The 15,028-nt window shown below is 58.1% G+C and carries 12 protein-coding genes; 4 read left to right on the forward strand and 8 right to left on the reverse strand.

Going from position 1 to position 15,028, the window contains the following annotated elements:
* Positions 1-340 precede the first annotated feature (340 nt).
* Positions 341-1,201, reverse strand: coding sequence for a KPN_02809 family neutral zinc metallopeptidase (gene ypfJ / locus SH661x_RS01195; protein WP_437231158.1), 861 nt, complete (start codon positions 1,199-1,201; stop codon positions 341-343).
* Positions 1,202-1,427: 226 nt separating this feature from the next.
* On the opposite strand from ypfJ, the gene SH661x_RS01200 reads away from it, so the two are divergent.
* A complete protein-coding gene (locus tag SH661x_RS01200) occupies positions 1,428-2,480 on the forward strand; it encodes a HEAT repeat domain-containing protein (RefSeq protein ID WP_437227226.1) in 1,053 nt (350 codons plus the stop codon).
* 121 nt (positions 2,481-2,601) lie between these two features.
* Here the strand turns inward: SH661x_RS01200 and SH661x_RS01205 are convergent, their stop codons facing one another.
* On the reverse strand, positions 2,602-3,249 hold the full coding sequence (locus SH661x_RS01205; protein ID WP_437227228.1) for a hypothetical protein: 648 nt from the start codon (positions 3,247-3,249) through the stop codon (positions 2,602-2,604).
* A 283-nt stretch (positions 3,250-3,532) separates the two neighbouring features.
* Between SH661x_RS01205 and SH661x_RS01210 the strand changes: the two genes are divergently transcribed.
* On the forward strand, positions 3,533-4,183 hold the full coding sequence (locus SH661x_RS01210; protein WP_437227230.1) for a DUF6580 family putative transport protein: 651 nt from the start codon (positions 3,533-3,535) through the stop codon (positions 4,181-4,183).
* Between the two features lie 124 nt (positions 4,184-4,307).
* Here SH661x_RS01210 and SH661x_RS01215 read toward each other — a convergent pair whose 3' ends face one another.
* The 4 genes from SH661x_RS01215 to gatC form a co-directional block, all read right to left on the reverse strand.
* Positions 4,308-4,613, reverse strand: coding sequence for a 2TM domain-containing protein (locus tag SH661x_RS01215; RefSeq protein WP_437227232.1), 306 nt, complete (start codon positions 4,611-4,613; stop codon positions 4,308-4,310).
* A 138-nt stretch (positions 4,614-4,751) separates the two neighbouring features.
* Entirely contained in the window at positions 4,752-5,327 is a 576-nt protein-coding gene (locus tag SH661x_RS01220; protein WP_437227234.1) for a hypothetical protein, read from the reverse strand.
* A 47-nt stretch (positions 5,328-5,374) separates the two neighbouring features.
* Complete coding sequence (gene gatA, locus SH661x_RS01225; RefSeq protein ID WP_437227236.1) at positions 5,375-6,832, reverse strand: Asp-tRNA(Asn)/Glu-tRNA(Gln) amidotransferase subunit GatA; 1,458 nt, start codon at positions 6,830-6,832, stop codon at positions 5,375-5,377.
* Positions 6,833-6,835: 3 nt separating this feature from the next.
* Positions 6,836-7,129, reverse strand: coding sequence for an Asp-tRNA(Asn)/Glu-tRNA(Gln) amidotransferase subunit GatC (gene gatC, locus SH661x_RS01230; RefSeq protein ID WP_437227238.1), 294 nt, complete (start codon positions 7,127-7,129; stop codon positions 6,836-6,838).
* 436 nt (positions 7,130-7,565) lie between these two features.
* On the opposite strand from gatC, the gene SH661x_RS01235 reads away from it, so the two are divergent.
* Positions 7,566-8,921, forward strand: a complete 1,356-nt coding sequence (locus SH661x_RS01235) for an MFS transporter (RefSeq protein WP_437227240.1) — start codon at positions 7,566-7,568, stop codon at positions 8,919-8,921.
* A 25-nt stretch (positions 8,922-8,946) separates the two neighbouring features.
* Here the strand turns inward: SH661x_RS01235 and SH661x_RS01240 are convergent, their stop codons facing one another.
* Both SH661x_RS01240 and SH661x_RS01245 read right to left on the reverse strand, forming a co-directional pair.
* Positions 8,947-12,666 (reverse strand): glutamine synthetase adenylyltransferase, encoded by a 3,720-nt coding sequence (locus SH661x_RS01240; protein ID WP_437227242.1) that lies wholly within the window; start codon positions 12,664-12,666, stop codon positions 8,947-8,949.
* A 2-nt stretch (positions 12,667-12,668) separates the two neighbouring features.
* On the reverse strand, positions 12,669-13,862 hold the full coding sequence (locus SH661x_RS01245; RefSeq protein WP_437227244.1) for an aldose 1-epimerase family protein: 1,194 nt from the start codon (positions 13,860-13,862) through the stop codon (positions 12,669-12,671).
* 307 nt (positions 13,863-14,169) lie between these two features.
* Between SH661x_RS01245 and SH661x_RS01250 the strand changes: the two genes are divergently transcribed.
* Positions 14,170-15,006, forward strand: coding sequence for a glycosyltransferase family 2 protein (locus SH661x_RS01250; protein WP_437227246.1), 837 nt, complete (start codon positions 14,170-14,172; stop codon positions 15,004-15,006).
* Positions 15,007-15,028: the final 22 nt, after the last annotated feature.

The raw sequence follows: 15,028 nt of genomic DNA on the forward strand, positions 1-15,028 counted from the left end.
GGGAAATTCCGGAAATGTCCGGGGCGGTCGGCAGAAAGAGTCGGCGAAGTTTCAGGCGAAGCATTGCTTCACTTGAACGCGAGTTTCAGCAGGCTACCCCTCTTGCCCAGTTGTCAGGGCCACAGCCTTGTGAGCGAAGCGCGTCACAAAAGTGGCCGCACTCAAAGAGTGCGGCCTACGTAACTCAAACTCTCCAGAAGTAGGGTCCGCTGTGCTCCGAGATGTAGGGTCCGCTGTGCGGACCACACCAGACCACACCAGACCACGCGGCGGTCCGCACAGCGGACCCTACGAGGACTCCGGGGGTGAGAAGTGGAGCGCGATCCGGAACCGGATCACGTTACAGTTCGCGTTCGCTGATACTGAAGGTGTCCCCCTGGTTGATGTCCCCAGTTTCGAACCCCTTCTTGAACCAGCGGGCCCGCTGGGCGGAGGTGCCGTGCGTGAAGGAGTCGGGGACAACATAACCCTGCGCCTTCTTCTGCAGTGCATCATCTCCAATGGCGGCAGCTGCCCGGAGACCTTCATCGATATCCCCCGGCTCGAGAATCTGGCGGTCGATCTGAGCGTGATGAGCCCAGACCCCCGCCAGGAAGTCCGCCTGAAGCTCGAGTCGAACGGAAAACTCGTTCTCATTCATCCGGCCCCGCAACGATTCCCGTTTCTTCATGGTTCCAAGAACGTTCTGCACATGATGACCCACTTCATGGGCAATCACGTACGCCCGGGCAAAGTCTCCCGGAGCCCCGAATCGCCGGTCCAGTTCTTCATAGAAGGACAGGTCCAGATACACTTTCTGGTCAGCTGGACAATAGAAAGGGCCGGCAGCGGAGGACGCTGTCCCGCAGCCTGACTGGACCCGGCCCCGGTAGAGGACCATGGGTGTCGGGGGATATCTCCCGCCCGCCTGAGCAAAAATTTTGGTCCAGACATCTTCGGTGTCACCCAGAATGACCTTGGCAAACTCCGCCATTTCCTCTTCTTCAGGATCCGGTGGGCGATTGGCTCCCGGCTGTTGCTGGACAGCCTGACCCTGATTCGCCAGGAAGAACTGCAGCACCTGACCGAGATCTCCTCCGGAGAGGAAATAGATGAGGATCATCATGATGACGGTCCCCATTCCCCCCATCGCGACCCCCCGAGGCGACATCGCCCGGCGATCTTCAACGTTGCCGCTGCGACGCCCTGATTCCCATCGCACCATGGTTTGTCCCTCGAAAGTGATCCCCGGAACTGCCTGCCCCTGCCTCCGTTTTAATCCAACGCTGAACATTGTCCAGTAGCGAGTGTCTTGAATCGCTCTGTCGGCCCCCCCTAAACTCAGGTCTGGACCAGCGCACAACGGATTCGCGCGGCCATCCATCGGCTCATCGACTCCTTGAAAACCGCATTCCGACGCTTCGTGCTCTGAATAAGTGAACTGTGCCATGTCCGAGAAGCATCCGCCCGCAGATGACCAATTTCTCAACGACACTGGCGATGCGCCCCGAAACCTGTCTCTCCCGGATGACCTGCCCCCTGTCGAACCTCCCTCCGCGGGAATGATCATCCAGCTGTTCCTCGTCCCAGCTGTGATTGTGGCGGTGATTGTCGGCGTTTACGCCCTGTTCGGCCGAGTCGCTTCACAGGAACTCGACTGGCGACAATTGACCACGGACGTTCGCAGCGAAAACCCTCACGTCCGCTGGCGGGGTGCACTGGGTCTGGCACAAATGCTGGACGCGGATGCCCAGCGGGGAGACAAGAGCCAGCATCTGGCTGCCCGTCCGGAAATCGCATCCGCACTCGCGGACCTCTATCAAGAGTTGATCACTCGCAATTCCCTGAATGAAGAGGAACTCAAGCAGATCGAATTTCTTTCCAAGGCACTGGGACGAATGGAAGTTCCGGAGACGATTGTGCCGGTGCTTCGCGCAGGCATTCAGACGGATCGCAATCACGATGTCCGCAAGCATTCGCTCATCGGACTGGCGATGCTGGCCGGGACGATGAAAGACAACCCCAGCCTGAGAGACAATGCAAAACTGGTCACGCAGATGATCGACATCTCAAAAGAAAGCGATCCGCTGTTTCGGCATCAGGCAGCCTTCGATCTGGGGCTGCTTGCCTCGCCTGCGGCACTCGAGCGTTTGGAAGTGCTGCTCGAGGATCCCGATGAGATGGTGCGAGTCAACGCTGCAATCGGTCTGGCGCGGAACGGCAAGCTGAACGGTCTTCCCGTCTTCCACGAACTTCTGCGGGAAGCGGCGGAATGGAAGCTCGATCCCTCACAGGTGAAAAGCCCGGAACAGGAGTCGACCTACTTCGAACGGATGCTGATGGTGCTCAACACCATCAAAGCGGTGACCCAGCTTCTCCCCCAGCTCAGTCCGGAGGAGAAGGCAACGTTCACGAAGGAATTGAAAGCCATCTCGGAGTCAACTCGCGATGCAGTCCTGCGAACCGATTCACTGACGCTCCAGCATCAGCTCGCGAAGTGATTCAGAGCACGCTGCGTGAGCAAGTGCACTTCGTCTTTTCGCGAAAAGATGCACTCGCTCACGCTTCGTGCTCTGAAAGGCGAGACGTCTCTCCTAACTCCTGATTCCTATCCCCTAACTCCTATCCAGCCGCCACCGCTGGGCTGCTCAACCGACTCATGACTGCCGTTCTTGCCAGTCGGTGCCACTCCAGTCGGGAAACCGCATTCCGGTCGATCTGGAAGTCGATCACCGTCACTGGTTCCGTGCGATCGAACAGGAAGCTCAACGTCAGAATCGACATCCAGCTAGCGGTCAGCAGCCGGGATCTGAACGTGCCGGGAAAGACCGACAGCTGACTCTTCCAGCGTTGAAGTTCCGCTTCCACCTCCTGGGGATTCCTGCTCGCGATCGGGATCAGGAGATGTCCTTTGGCTTTCAGGGAGGATCCCAGGTTCGCCAGACCGATCATCAGTTCCGGACTGAATTCGGCAGCCTGGAAGATGGAGGTTCCCCGAAACAGGATCACATCCTGAGTATGCGACTCCCACGGGACGGCAGCTGAAGGGGAGCCGAGGACGAACGCTTCGCCCGGCTCGGCGGTCGTCGCCCCTTTTTCTTCCATTCCCTGCAGGCTGGCACCGCGGGCTCGCAACTTCGAAACGAAATCCCCGTTCCCGCACCCGACGTCAATCAACGTTTTTCCCGAGAACGCACCGAATTTGCGTGCAATCAGATTGAGTTGACCGGCTGTCAGTGCACTACGAGATGCGGGGGCAACTTCCACCATCGCAACCCTCCCTGGTTGTCATTGTGGGCTTTTCAAAGAAATCACTCTCAGATTTCGAGCAATTGACGCGCAGGATTGACCGTTTCCGGCGCAAATTCCGGTTTCCTGACGAAGAGAGGGAGAAGGAAACCAAGGGGCAACCCTGAGAACCCTGCAAAAGATTGCCGGTCAGGAAAACTGCACGATTAGTCTCGGAAGATCTGGCAATCACTGGACCCGCATTCTGGATTCTGTTACCAAAGGTTGCTTCCGGCAAACCCTGTTCAAGCTGAATTCAAGTCCTATGTACAAGCCCAACAAGACTTTTCTGGTCTGTTTGTTCGTTTACTGCGTTCTGGTGAAGGTTCTTCCGTTCGCCCTGCTGCACTTTGGCATGGATATCCGCGTCGAAAGCATTTACCCGTGGAGCTTCACGCCGATTTTTGCGTTCGGCATTTTCGGCGTGGCGATGTTCCAGAATTCTCGTGTCGCCTTTGGTCTGCCGCTGCTGGCCATGCTGATCGGCGATGTGCTGATCGGTGTGATCACCGGATTGAAACTCGGTTATACAGAAGGGGCTGCATACGGCCTTTATCCCGGACAGGCCTTTCAGTACCTCGGCCTGCTGACCTGCAGTGCGTGCGGACTTCTGATCCGCTATTCACGTCAGTGGCCGACGATCTTGACCGCAGTCCTGGCCGGACCGACGCTGTTCTTCCTCATCAGCAACTTTGGAGCGTGGGCCTTCGATCTGGGAATCGGCTATGCACGCAACCTTCCCGGTCTGATGCAAGCGTATGTCGCTGGGATTCCGTTCTATAAAAATCAGCTGATCAGCACTGTCTGCTTCTCACTCATCCTGTTCAGCCCGGTGGGAATCAGGACGTTGCTCTCTCAGTCACCGGTCCGAGCAGTGAAACCCGCCCGGGCGTCAGAATCCGCTTCGATTCAGTAACGAATATTCTGCAGCTGCGAAAAACCCGCAGGACCACACAGTCCAGCGAACCCGGTGAGGACATCTGTCCGACGGGTTCCGGGACCGGGTGGTCCTGAAGCTTTTCCGGGGGTCTGTGCGCAGGTTACTGACGGGCTTCCCGTCGGGCTTCGCGGCGATGCTGGCGTTCTTCCCGGTGGGCCACGCGTTCCAGCACGCGGTCAGTCGCCTTGTGCGTCACGAACACGGCAATTGCATGGGCAGCCAGACCGATTCCCCAGCCTGCCAGGGGCCAGAAGAACCAGAGCCGATCCGGATTGGTCGTCAGATCGATATAGGCCAGCATGGCGTTGACGGCGACGTAGACGCCGGCATGCACGTAGAAAATCTGATGGGCGCGTTGTTCCGCTTCTTCGCGAGTCATAGTTGTCGTTGGCATTGGCATTGGCATTGGAATGTCTCCCTGATTCGTATCCGTTTTTCGAACTTGTCTCCGTACTTCCTCAGCTATTCCGCAGCAGGCGAGCGTTCAGTAGGACAATCAGCAAGTAATTATCCCAAACCGCCTGCCATCGATGAGTTCTTTTGTCTAGAAGATGTTTAGCACATTGTGTGCCGTTGCAACGCTCATCGCGAGGGCCGCCAGAGCGTACATGAGCGCTCGCCACTGCGGCCAAAGTCTCCCAGCAATGTAGATGCCAGAAAGCTGAAGTCCCTTTGCCAGAACCGGCCCAGCGGTTCTTCCAAATGCGTATGCAAACAGGCGAATCCCCGGATGCACCTCCAGTTCGATGCTGCTGCGGTGCAGAAACCAGAGCGTGCTGACCAAATCCGCGATGGCTGAAACGATCAGCAAGACGTTCCACAAGAACAGGTTTCGTTCAGGACGCGCGCCGGTCCACCTTGGCTGAAGCGCGATGGCCAGGCCCCCCAGCACGAGGATGGCCCCCAGTGCTGGCCACCGCCAGATGTTCACGGAATGGATCGCATCCATCTGCTCTGAAGTGGACGCCCATCGATCAAATGGGAGGGCGAACAGGAAGAACTGACCGCTTCGAACCCGCAGGAGCAACCAGTTTGCAACCAGCAGCGAGAGCAATGTCACCACGACCACCGTCGCCGGATAAAGAAATTTCACTCCGGCGGGCGGCGGCTTAGGAAACATGACAGAGACTGTGGTTGGAAGCCCGCACTCGGAGAGTGCGGGATACATTAGGGGGCGCGGCGGTGATGCCAGTCTGTGGCTTGTTCATACATTCGGGCTGCCCGCAGGAGTCGACCTTCTTCAAAGGCGGGTGCCAGAAGCTGCATTCCGATCGGCAATCCGCTTTGGCTGAAACCGCAGGGGAGGGAGATCCCCGGAATCCCTGCGAGGTTTGCGGGGACGGTGTAAATGTCGTCCAGATACATCTTCAGTGGATCGGACGACTTTTCGCCCAGCGGGTATGCCGGCGTGGGGCATGTCGGAGTCAGGATGACATCCACTTGCGAAAACGCCTGCTGGAAGTCATTGGAGATCAACCTGCGGACCTTCATCGCTTTCAGGTAATACGCGTCGTAATACCCGGATGAGAGCGCATAGGTCCCGATCATGATCCGGCGTTTCACTTCGTCGCCAAAGCCTTCCGCACGGCTGGTCTCGTACATGTCGACCATGTTCGAAAACTCTTTCGCACGATGCCCGTAATGCACGCCATCATACCGGGCCAGATTGCTCGACGCTTCCGACGGAGCAATGATGTAGTACGCCGCGACCCCGTAACGGGTGTGAGGAAGTTCCACTTCGCTGACAGTCGCCCCGAGACTCCGATAGAGGTCGATCGCCGTCGTCACCGCCTGAGCGACATCTGCATCGACGCCCGCTCCCAGATGCTCCGGCACCACTCCGATCCGCAAACCTTGCAGCGGGGTTTCCAAATCCTCCAGCCAGTCCGTCACCGGGGCATTCACAGACGTCGAATCACGTTCATCATGTCCGGCGAGAACATTCAACAGAAGTGCAGCGTCCTGGACAGAACGGGCGAACGGACCGATCTGATCGAGCGAACTGGCGAATGCGATCAGGCCATATCGGGAAATGCGGCCGTACGTCGGTTTCATGCCGACAATCCCGCAGAACGATGCAGGCTGGCGGATCGATCCCCCTGTATCAGAACCGAGCGACAACGGGACCAGCCCGGCAGCGACAGATGCGGCCGATCCTCCACTCGATCCGCCCGGAGTGCGTGAGAGCTCCCAGGGGTTGTGGGTCTTTTGAAATGCAGAGTTTTCACACGAGGAGCCCATGGCGAACTCATCGAGGTTCGTCCGCCCGACCAGCACGGCATCTTCCGCCCGCAGACGTGAAATGACATGGGCATCGTAGGGAGGTGAAAAGTTCTCCAGCATGCGGCTGGCGCACGTCGTCTTCCATCCCCGCACGCACATGTTGTCTTTGATCGCCACTGGCAGTCCGGCCAGGCGGCCCAGTGGTTCTCCGGCAGCCCGCTTCCGGTCCACCTCGGCTGCCGCCTTCAGGGCTCCCGCGTGGTCCACTTCCAGAAACGACTTCACCCGGCTGTCGACGTCGTCAATGCGATTGAGCGACTGCTGCACCAGTTCGGTTGCACTCAGGTTTCCCTGCTGGAGTTCCTGCAGCAACTGCGTGGCTGATTTTTCCAGAATCGACATCACTCAGTTCCCTTCCAGAATCTGGGGAACCAGGAAGTACTTCCCATCCGATTTGGGGGCGTTGGAAAGGGCCTCTTTCCGGTCCAGCGACGGCACCGGCACATCTTCCCGGAAGACATTGAGAAGATCGCCAGCGTGGGCCATCGGTTCAATCTGGGCGGTGTCGATCTCGTCGAGTTGATGCACGTATTCCAGAATTTTTCCCAACTGTCCAGCGAACCGGGTCTGCTCCTCGGATGTCAGTTTCAATCGGGAAAGCCGGGCGACTTTCAGCACGTCATCAGGTGAAAGAGTCATGGAAACAGGATCTGGGTTAAAAGAGTCAGAGTGAAGCTGAAAGGCGATGATGGCAACTCGCCCAAAGCGGGACAAGCGTCATGGAGAAGTGGGGCAAGGCATCGCGCACGCCAGATGCGGATCTCGTTCGCCAAAGCTCAGGAATTGCGGGTTCCTGCATCTTCCGGGTCGAAATCGGAGACTTCTGCCGGAATCCGCCACAAACACTTATGAATTCTGATTGATCCCAAAATGGCGGCCCAAGTTTTAAAAATGTCGTAACTAATGTCCGAAGATCGTCTTAAGCATGAATGAACGCTCGCTGCCCCCACAGTATCAATGATTGGAATTGTGGAAGCGATCTTCTCCTTGCCGATTGATGTGCTACGATTCCCGCACGGATTTCACAGTATTTCCCTCCATTTATGAGGAGCTTCGGTCATCGCCGAAGTTCACCATGTCCCACCACCCTGCCCGCGACGACTCGTCGGGCGAGATTTATAATCGTGACTTCTGGCTGGTTTTCGTAGCCAACCTGTTCCTGTGCACGGCCAACACTCTCACCTTCCGCTTCGCTGAATTCGTCAAGCATCTTGGCGGAACCGAAGAGCTGACAGGCAGCATCGTGGCTGCGGGACTGGTCGCCTCATTCTTTTGGCGAGCGTTTCTGGGACAGGCCATCGACCGATTCGGCGTCCGCAACGTCTGGTTGTTCAGTACGCTGTTCTATCTCGCTGGAGCCTGGCTGCTGCTGACCTCCGACAAGATCGGCTGGCAGATTTACGTTGCCCGCGCGTCCTTCGTGATTGGCATGGCCAGCATGTTCGCTGCCGCCCTGTCGTTCGTCCAGGGGCTGGCTCCTCCTCACCGCCGGACCGAAATCATCGGGACCTACGGGGCGAGCGGATTTCTGGGAATGATCGCAGGGGCACAGCTGGGAGACCTGCTGTTCAAGCTCTACCCCGACAGCACGACCCTGTTTCCGGTCCTGTTCGGCCTGACCATGTTCATGGGAGCCGTCCACGGATTTCTGGCGATCTTCATGACCGGCGGCGAAGTGCATGTGCGCCCGCAGGTGACCCCGGCGGCGCATCAGCTCTTTCTGCGTTACTGGCCCCCCATGGTGTTGATTGTGACAGCCATGATGGGAGTGGTCTTCGCCATCACGACAGTCTTCCTCACTCGATATGCCACGCAGCAGGGGATCAGCGGGATCCGCACTTTCTTCTCGGTTTACGCGATCACTGCATTCCTGATGCGGGTGGTTGCCCGTAACTGGAGCCAGATGGCGGGACGTCACCGTTTGATTGTGTACGGACTGCTGGCACATGCAATCGCCCTGCTGGCGTTATTGCCGGTGTCGAAGGACTGGCATTTCATCCCGGCAGCGATCTGCTTCGGGTTCGGGCACGCATTGCTCTTCCCCTGCGTGGTTTCACTGGCTGCCGGGGCTTTCCCGGAACAGTATCGCGGAACCGGGACGACCATCACACTGACAGCCATCGATCTGGGCACGATCATCAGCGCTCCGGTGCTGGGATGGATGATCGACAACCTCGGTTTTCGCCCGATGTTTCTGGGGACCAGCCTGCTGCTGGTCATCTCCGGAGGGATTTACGGGCTTGTCAGCTGGCAGGTTTCTGATTCCGATCTGTTGCCGGAAGCCGCCCGGAAACGGCTGAAGAGGGCTCCCGCCAGAGAGGTCTCATTCCCCCTCTCTGCGGAATCCGCAGCCATCCAGCCTTTTCCAGTTGTCCCTTCGACACTGAAGGAGACTGTGAAAAGCGGAGCGACTGTCGTGCGGGCAGGCTGAACTTCCCGGGCGGGAGGAGCGAGCCTTACCGCCTCGGTGGGTGCCGGGGTGTCGGTTCCCGCTGCATCAGGGAGGTGAGCGTCGACGTGATTTCGACAACGTGCCGCGTGTGACGTTCCAGGTCGTGCCGCAACCGTGCTGCGTTGGAACGGGATCCCAGACGGCGGGCGAGAAATTCAAACTCCTCGCTTTCCCACGGCGGGACCGTGAGGTCGCTGGCATCACCCCGAACAACTCGTAGCGCATCAATCACCCGTCGCCAGAATCGGTACGCGTCCCGCAGCTGGACCCGGATGTCGCCGGTGAGAATGCCGTAGGCCTCCAGAGCCTTCATCGCTTCCCGAGTGTTCGGTTCCCTCAACGCGGGGTCCAGATGACCGAAGGTGATCTGCAGACCCTGCACCAGATATTCGCAGTCCACAAGCCCTCCGGGACTGAGTTTCGCGTTGAACGAGCCGGCGTGAACAAGCTGACGGATCTGCTTTTCCCGCATCGCCCGCATCGCTCCAGCGTCAAACGGTTCGCCCCGGTAAATCAGCTCGTCGCGGATGGTGATGATCTGCCGACCGAGTCGTGCGTTTCCTGCAATCGGACGCATCTTCACCAGTGCCTGCCGTTCATACGGCCAGGCGGCACCCTGCGGGCCAAAGTACTTCTCGAACGACTCCAGTGAGACCGCCAGACTCCCTGCTTTTCCATACGGACGCAGACGCAGATCGATCTCGAAGATCCCTTTGCGCTTGGACTGGATCGCCTGTCGAAACTGCTGGACGAGCCTTTGAAAATAGTCCGCGTTGGAAATCGACTCCGGGCCGGCTGTTTCCCCGTCGCTGTCGTACAGGAACATCAGTTCGATGTCCGAAGCGTATCCCAGTTCGCGCCCCCCGCACTTCCCCAACGCACAAACCGTATAGCGAGCCGCTTTGCCGTCGGGTCTCAACGGCTGACCGTGAACCGCGTTCAGTTCATCCTCACACAGCCTGCAGGCTGCCGCGACCACGGCCTCGACGACGTCGGTCAGTTCCCGTCCGAACATGCCGAACTTGTCCTGAAGTCCCAGAATGTGGCGCATGTCGGCCCGCATCATCTCGCGGTCTTTGAACGCATTCAGGGCCGTGAGACGACCGGGCAGGTCCACTTCCGCCGCCAGAAGTTCCTTGAGCTCAGACTTCAGCCTGTTCCGGTCCTTCGACTGCTGCAGGCCTTCCACATTCGTGACAACAGGAAACAGATTCTCATGCTGCAACCGGAGAAAGTCGTCCCAGAGAAAGTCACTGATCCCCAGCAAGGTGGCGAGAGCTTCCAGCACCTTGGAGTCCTGGAGCGGGCTGAGTTGCTCCAGCCAGTTCGGCTGCTTGAACAGGTTTTCGACGAACTCCTGAAAGTGCAGCAGAGCCGATTCCGGATTGGGTGAATGCGGAAGCAGATGCGTGAAATGCTTGATCAGAACGATCGCCGCCCGCAGCTCATTCAATCGATCGCCGCTCTCCAGCCGACGATGTCGCTCATCGACCACGTGCAGGGTGTCGATCACCTGGCTCCCGACGGTTTCAATTGTCATCCGTTGAATGGAGAGTCCGCTGACGGCGATCGCGTTTGTCAGTTCATAAAGGAATCCGGGAACGTCGTCGCTGCGGATGTGCAGCACGGTGGCGTCGGCATCTGTCGCTTCACCCACTTCGATCTCGACCGGCAATAGCGTTGCCTTGGCGAGTCGTGTCCCTTCCAGCGCGGAAGCGACTCGGCGGGCGAGACGTCCTTGCGTCGCCCGCACCCCCTTCTTTTCCGCTGCTTGCAGCAGTTCATTGAGTTCTTCTTCGAATCGATCCCAGATCCCTGCGCTGTCCGTCGAGTTCAGAAGCGGTCCGGTCTTCCGCACACGAAACTCGTTGACGAACTTCCGACGGCGTTTCTTTTCACCGGCAGCTGTCGTCACACGATCGGCTGTCAGTTCCCCCGGGCTGGAGACGGCCACATCCGCTCCCGTGAAGACGTTGCCGGAAACAATGTCGAAGCCGTACGCAAACATGAGCCCGCAGATCGCAGAGAGTTCACCGATCCGGTCGACGCCGACAATGGTGACCCGCTGCTGGTCCTCTTCCGCCGGTTCGACCAGTACCCGCACGATCTGCTGCGAATCGATCTGATTGAGAAGTCCGAGATGTTGCTGGGCCGCTTCGGGCGAAAAGAATTCGCGATAGCTTTTCGCAGCCAGTCCGAAATGTTCATCAACGGGACTGGAGACCGCGCCAGACTGATGCAGCGGATGAGTCTCGTTGTGCAAATAACGTTCGAAGATCTCCCGGACCGAACGCGTGTGCAGTTCATATTGCTTCACAAACGATTCGGGGTCGGGAAAGTCGAGTCGTCCTGCGAGATAGGCCTGTCCCCGCCGGGCTGTCGGCAACTGATGTTCCTGCTGGTTGTTCATCAACTGCAACGCGTGCTCGACCGTGCGGAGGAACAGGTATCCTCCTGTCAGTCGTCGATATTCTTCGGGGAAAATGAGCCGGTTGTCCGAAAGATGAATCAGTCCATCCAGCGTGTTGATGCTGCGAACGTTCGGATTCGTTCCCCCGTGGATCAACTGCAGAAACTGGGTGATGAACTCGATGTCGCGGATTCCGCCTGGACCGGACTTCACTTCCCCCCACTTGCGGCCGCGGCGTTCCAGCTGCGCTTCGATCTTCCTTTTCATCTCGCGGACATTCTTCCGGGCTTCTTCAGCACGAACCTCGAAAATGAACGGCTTCAGTCGCGACAGGACCCGTTCGCCCGCTTCCAGATTTCCTGCGATCGGCCGGGCCTTCAGCAAGGCCTGTTTTTCCCAGAGCTGACCATGTTTCTGAATGTAGTCGACATAGGCATCTGCGGTGGTCACCAGGGCTCCCGCGTTTCCCCACGGCCGCAGACGCATGTCGACCCGGTACAGAAAGCCCAGACCAGTTGCTTCGCTGAGCGTGCGAATCAGCTTCTGCCCCAGACTCCAGTAACGTTCGGCCTCGGCCTCACAGACGAAGACCAGGTCGATGTCCGAGCTGTAATTGAGTTCTTCACCTCCCAGCTTTCCGAACGCGAGGACGGTGAAATCGTCTAGTGAAATCTCTTCCAGCTTCGCGACATGTTCCAGCGACAGCTGCACCAGCCCGTCGGCCAGCAGGGCCAGTTGCAGCGTGACTGTCTTCAGGTCCATCAACCCGAAAGTGTCACAGGCAGCCAGCCGCAGAAGTTCCCACTGCTGAAAGCGTCGCAGCTGATCCATGACTTCGACGAGCGATGCCTGTGGAGAGATTTCTCTCCGTCCCTGCTCGATGAAATCGATCTTGCTCTTGAACTCGGCCAGTCGCTTGTGCTCGGTCAACTGGTCCAGGTAATGCGGATTGCGAAGCAGAATCTCCGTGAGAAACTGACTCCCCACGAACAGCTTCACGAGAATTTCCACAGCGCGTGGCTGCTGTGACAGCATCGCGAACAGCTGATTCTTGTCCGGAACACATTGCACGAACCGTTGAAAGTTCAGCAACGATCCGTCTGGCGTGGCAGCGTCGCTCAGCGCATGCAGCAACGCAGGCAGGAACCGCGAGCACAGCTTCCGTTGCTCATCCGTATCGCAGAGCGTCTGAAATCGCTTCAGAGCGGCCGGGAGATCCTCGAAGCACACTTCCACCAGCGCTTCAGTGGCGACCGTCGCCAGCGGATGGTTCGGCACAAGCAACGAAAGTTCGGCAAGAGGATCGGAAAACATGCTCAATCAATAGGGCAGAACGGGGCGACGGGCTGGCTGTCGATGCGGGGGGTCACCGTTCCCTGGAGTTGTCGAATCCGCTGGGACATGGAGGCCACCGCTTCAGCGTCCTCATGAATATTGAACTGCAGGTGCGTGGAGTACGTTGCTCCCGCAGCGATCTCGACGACCCGTCCGTGATGCCGTTCAAATGTTTTGAAGTTGGGGAAGTTCGTGGCCGGTTCCAGCCCCGCAACGTACCCGGCACGTTCATCCTGAGTGCATTTCCAGAATGCAAAACAGGGGAGTTCCCGGGCATTGAATTCGAGGCTCACCCCACGGTCGCCCGCCTGGTTCTTCAGCAGCACGGCAGTCTGCTCTTGTGCATCGGAAAGCAGGCTGTAGTAGAACACCTGCTCCGCGAAGCCCGGGGTTGGCCCCAGACACTGCGAGTGGGTTCGCACACCCACAGCTGCGTTACCGTCACGGGGGACGACACGGGCGGCCGGGCACTCCAGCGTCGACCCCGCTTCCAGAAACGGCCTGCCGACGTTGGTGTGATAAAGCAGTTGAAACTCTGTCGTCTCCGGCCCGAAGTTGGTCACTTCATCCACGACGGTGAACGAACTGCTGCCGATTTTGGAGCTGATCGTGCTCTTCATTCGCAGTTGTGGACCGAACAGGGTGCACTCTTCCACGATGCCGGAGACACCGATCGTCTGTTCTTCTTCGTCGATAAACAACTCGATCTGACTGGCCGGCAGATTGGCGATGCGCCCGTGCAGGGTGATATCCGATTCGAGAGGGCTGCGGGCCCCGTCATCGTGTCCCGGAGGACCGTTAAAGGCGAGCCCACAACGGCAGATCAGTTCGTTAAAACCTTCCAGCCAGCCCAGACCGTTGCGATTCTGCAGATTCACGAACTTGGGGTGCACCGGCTGACTGATTGGAGAGTTCCAGCCGATCGTCAACCCGTTCAGTCGAGCCTGCCAGACCCCCATCCCTCGGGTCGGGAGGACCAGAATGGAGAGTGGTCCGTTGCAGATGTCGATGACTTCCACATCGGACGACAACCCGCTCCAGAACCGCCCCATCCGGGCAGACCAGTCATCCCGTCCAGCGATCTTTTTCTGCTTGCGACCGTCCAGCAGCGTCTCCATTTCCGGCAGACGATCGTCATTAAGTGCAGCATCGAGTTGAATTCTGGTGGTCGGCATCGTTTTCATATCCGGAGAAGCTCGGCGTCCTGGAAGGCCTTAGTCTACTGCGTCATCCCGGTTGACGTCCACAAGCCGCTTGTCCTTCCCGTGATCCGACTCCGCATGATGACGCCGCTTCAGGTCTCCCTCCCGAACAAGCCCCAGGGCGTTGTTGTCGGCTCAATCGGAGTGACCGGCAGTTCTCAACACTTCGAAGACGTTTCAAGGGGATCCGGCCGATATTGCACGGACTGTCGTAGTTTCTCAAGATTCAATAATCAAAAGCGATTTGTTCACATCCGTCTTTCCCTTCACGACGAATCTTATGGAACAGCAATCCCCCTCCGCTGTGAATCCTCCCATGTATTCACAGGCCTGGTACGAATCGATGCGGACGCTCCTGGGTGAAGGAGCGTGTCGGCAGCTGGGTATTTATGCTCTCCCGGAGGGGTTTACCCTTTCTGTCGTGATTCCGGTTTACAACGAACGTAACACCCTGCCTGTTTTGCTCGAACGGGTCCGCGCTGTCCCGATTCCGAAGGAGATCGTCCTGATCGACGATTGCAGCAAGGACGGAACTCGCGAGATGCTCAAGGAGTATGCGGAACGGGACTGGAACGATCCGATGAACCGGATTGCCGTCACGTTTCATGAGAAGAATCAGGGAAAAGGGGCAGCGGTCAAAACCGGAATGGGGAAAGCCACCGGTGACGTCGTGATCATTCAGGACGCTGACCTTGAATACGACCCCTCGGAAATCCCACGCCTGCTGCAACCGATTGTCGAAGATCGCGCGGATGTTGTGTTCGGGAGCCGGTTCCTGGGAGATCAGCCGCACCGGATTCTGTACTTCTGGCACTACTGCGGCAACAAGTTTCTCACCACGCTTTCAAACTGCTTCACCAATCTGAACCTGACCGACATGGAGACCTGCTACAAGCTCTTCAAACGGGAGGTGATCCACAAGATTCAACCTAAACTGCAACAGAGCCGATTCGGAATCGAACCGGAAATCACCGCCCGAGTCGCCCGGGCCCGCTGCCGGATCTTCGAGATGTCCATCAGCTACAATGGGCGGACCTATGCTGAAGGGAAAAAGATCGGTGTGAAGGACGGCTTCAAGGCGCTCTGGTGCATTGTGCGATACGGGCTCTTTGAATAGCGGTCGCAGGCGGTCAGCGACA

The sequence above is a fragment of the Planctomicrobium stercoris genome (assembly GCF_051465655.1).
Classification (GTDB): domain Bacteria; phylum Planctomycetota; class Planctomycetia; order Planctomycetales; family Planctomycetaceae; genus Planctomicrobium.

Coding starts and splice junctions, on each gene's coding strand:
- SH661x_RS01200 (WP_437227226.1), top strand. CDS start 1,428: ATGTCCGAGAAGCATCCGCCCGCAGATGACCAATTTCTCAACGACACT.
- SH661x_RS01215 (WP_437227232.1), bottom strand. CDS start 4,613: ATGCCAATGCCAATGCCAACGACAACTATGACTCGCGAAGAAGCGGAA.
- SH661x_RS01210 (WP_437227230.1), top strand. CDS start 3,533: ATGTACAAGCCCAACAAGACTTTTCTGGTCTGTTTGTTCGTTTACTGC.
- SH661x_RS01205 (WP_437227228.1), bottom strand. CDS start 3,249: ATGGTGGAAGTTGCCCCCGCATCTCGTAGTGCACTGACAGCCGGTCAA.
- gatC (WP_437227238.1), bottom strand. CDS start 7,129: ATGACTCTTTCACCTGATGACGTGCTGAAAGTCGCCCGGCTTTCCCGA.
- SH661x_RS01220 (WP_437227234.1), bottom strand. CDS start 5,327: ATGTTTCCTAAGCCGCCGCCCGCCGGAGTGAAATTTCTTTATCCGGCG.
- SH661x_RS01240 (WP_437227242.1), bottom strand. CDS start 12,666: ATGTTTTCCGATCCTCTTGCCGAACTTTCGTTGCTTGTGCCGAACCAT.
- gatA (WP_437227236.1), bottom strand. CDS start 6,832: ATGTCGATTCTGGAAAAATCAGCCACGCAGTTGCTGCAGGAACTCCAG.
- SH661x_RS01235 (WP_437227240.1), top strand. CDS start 7,566: ATGTCCCACCACCCTGCCCGCGACGACTCGTCGGGCGAGATTTATAAT.
- SH661x_RS01245 (WP_437227244.1), bottom strand. CDS start 13,862: ATGCCGACCACCAGAATTCAACTCGATGCTGCACTTAATGACGATCGT.
- SH661x_RS01250 (WP_437227246.1), top strand. CDS start 14,170: ATGGAACAGCAATCCCCCTCCGCTGTGAATCCTCCCATGTATTCACAG.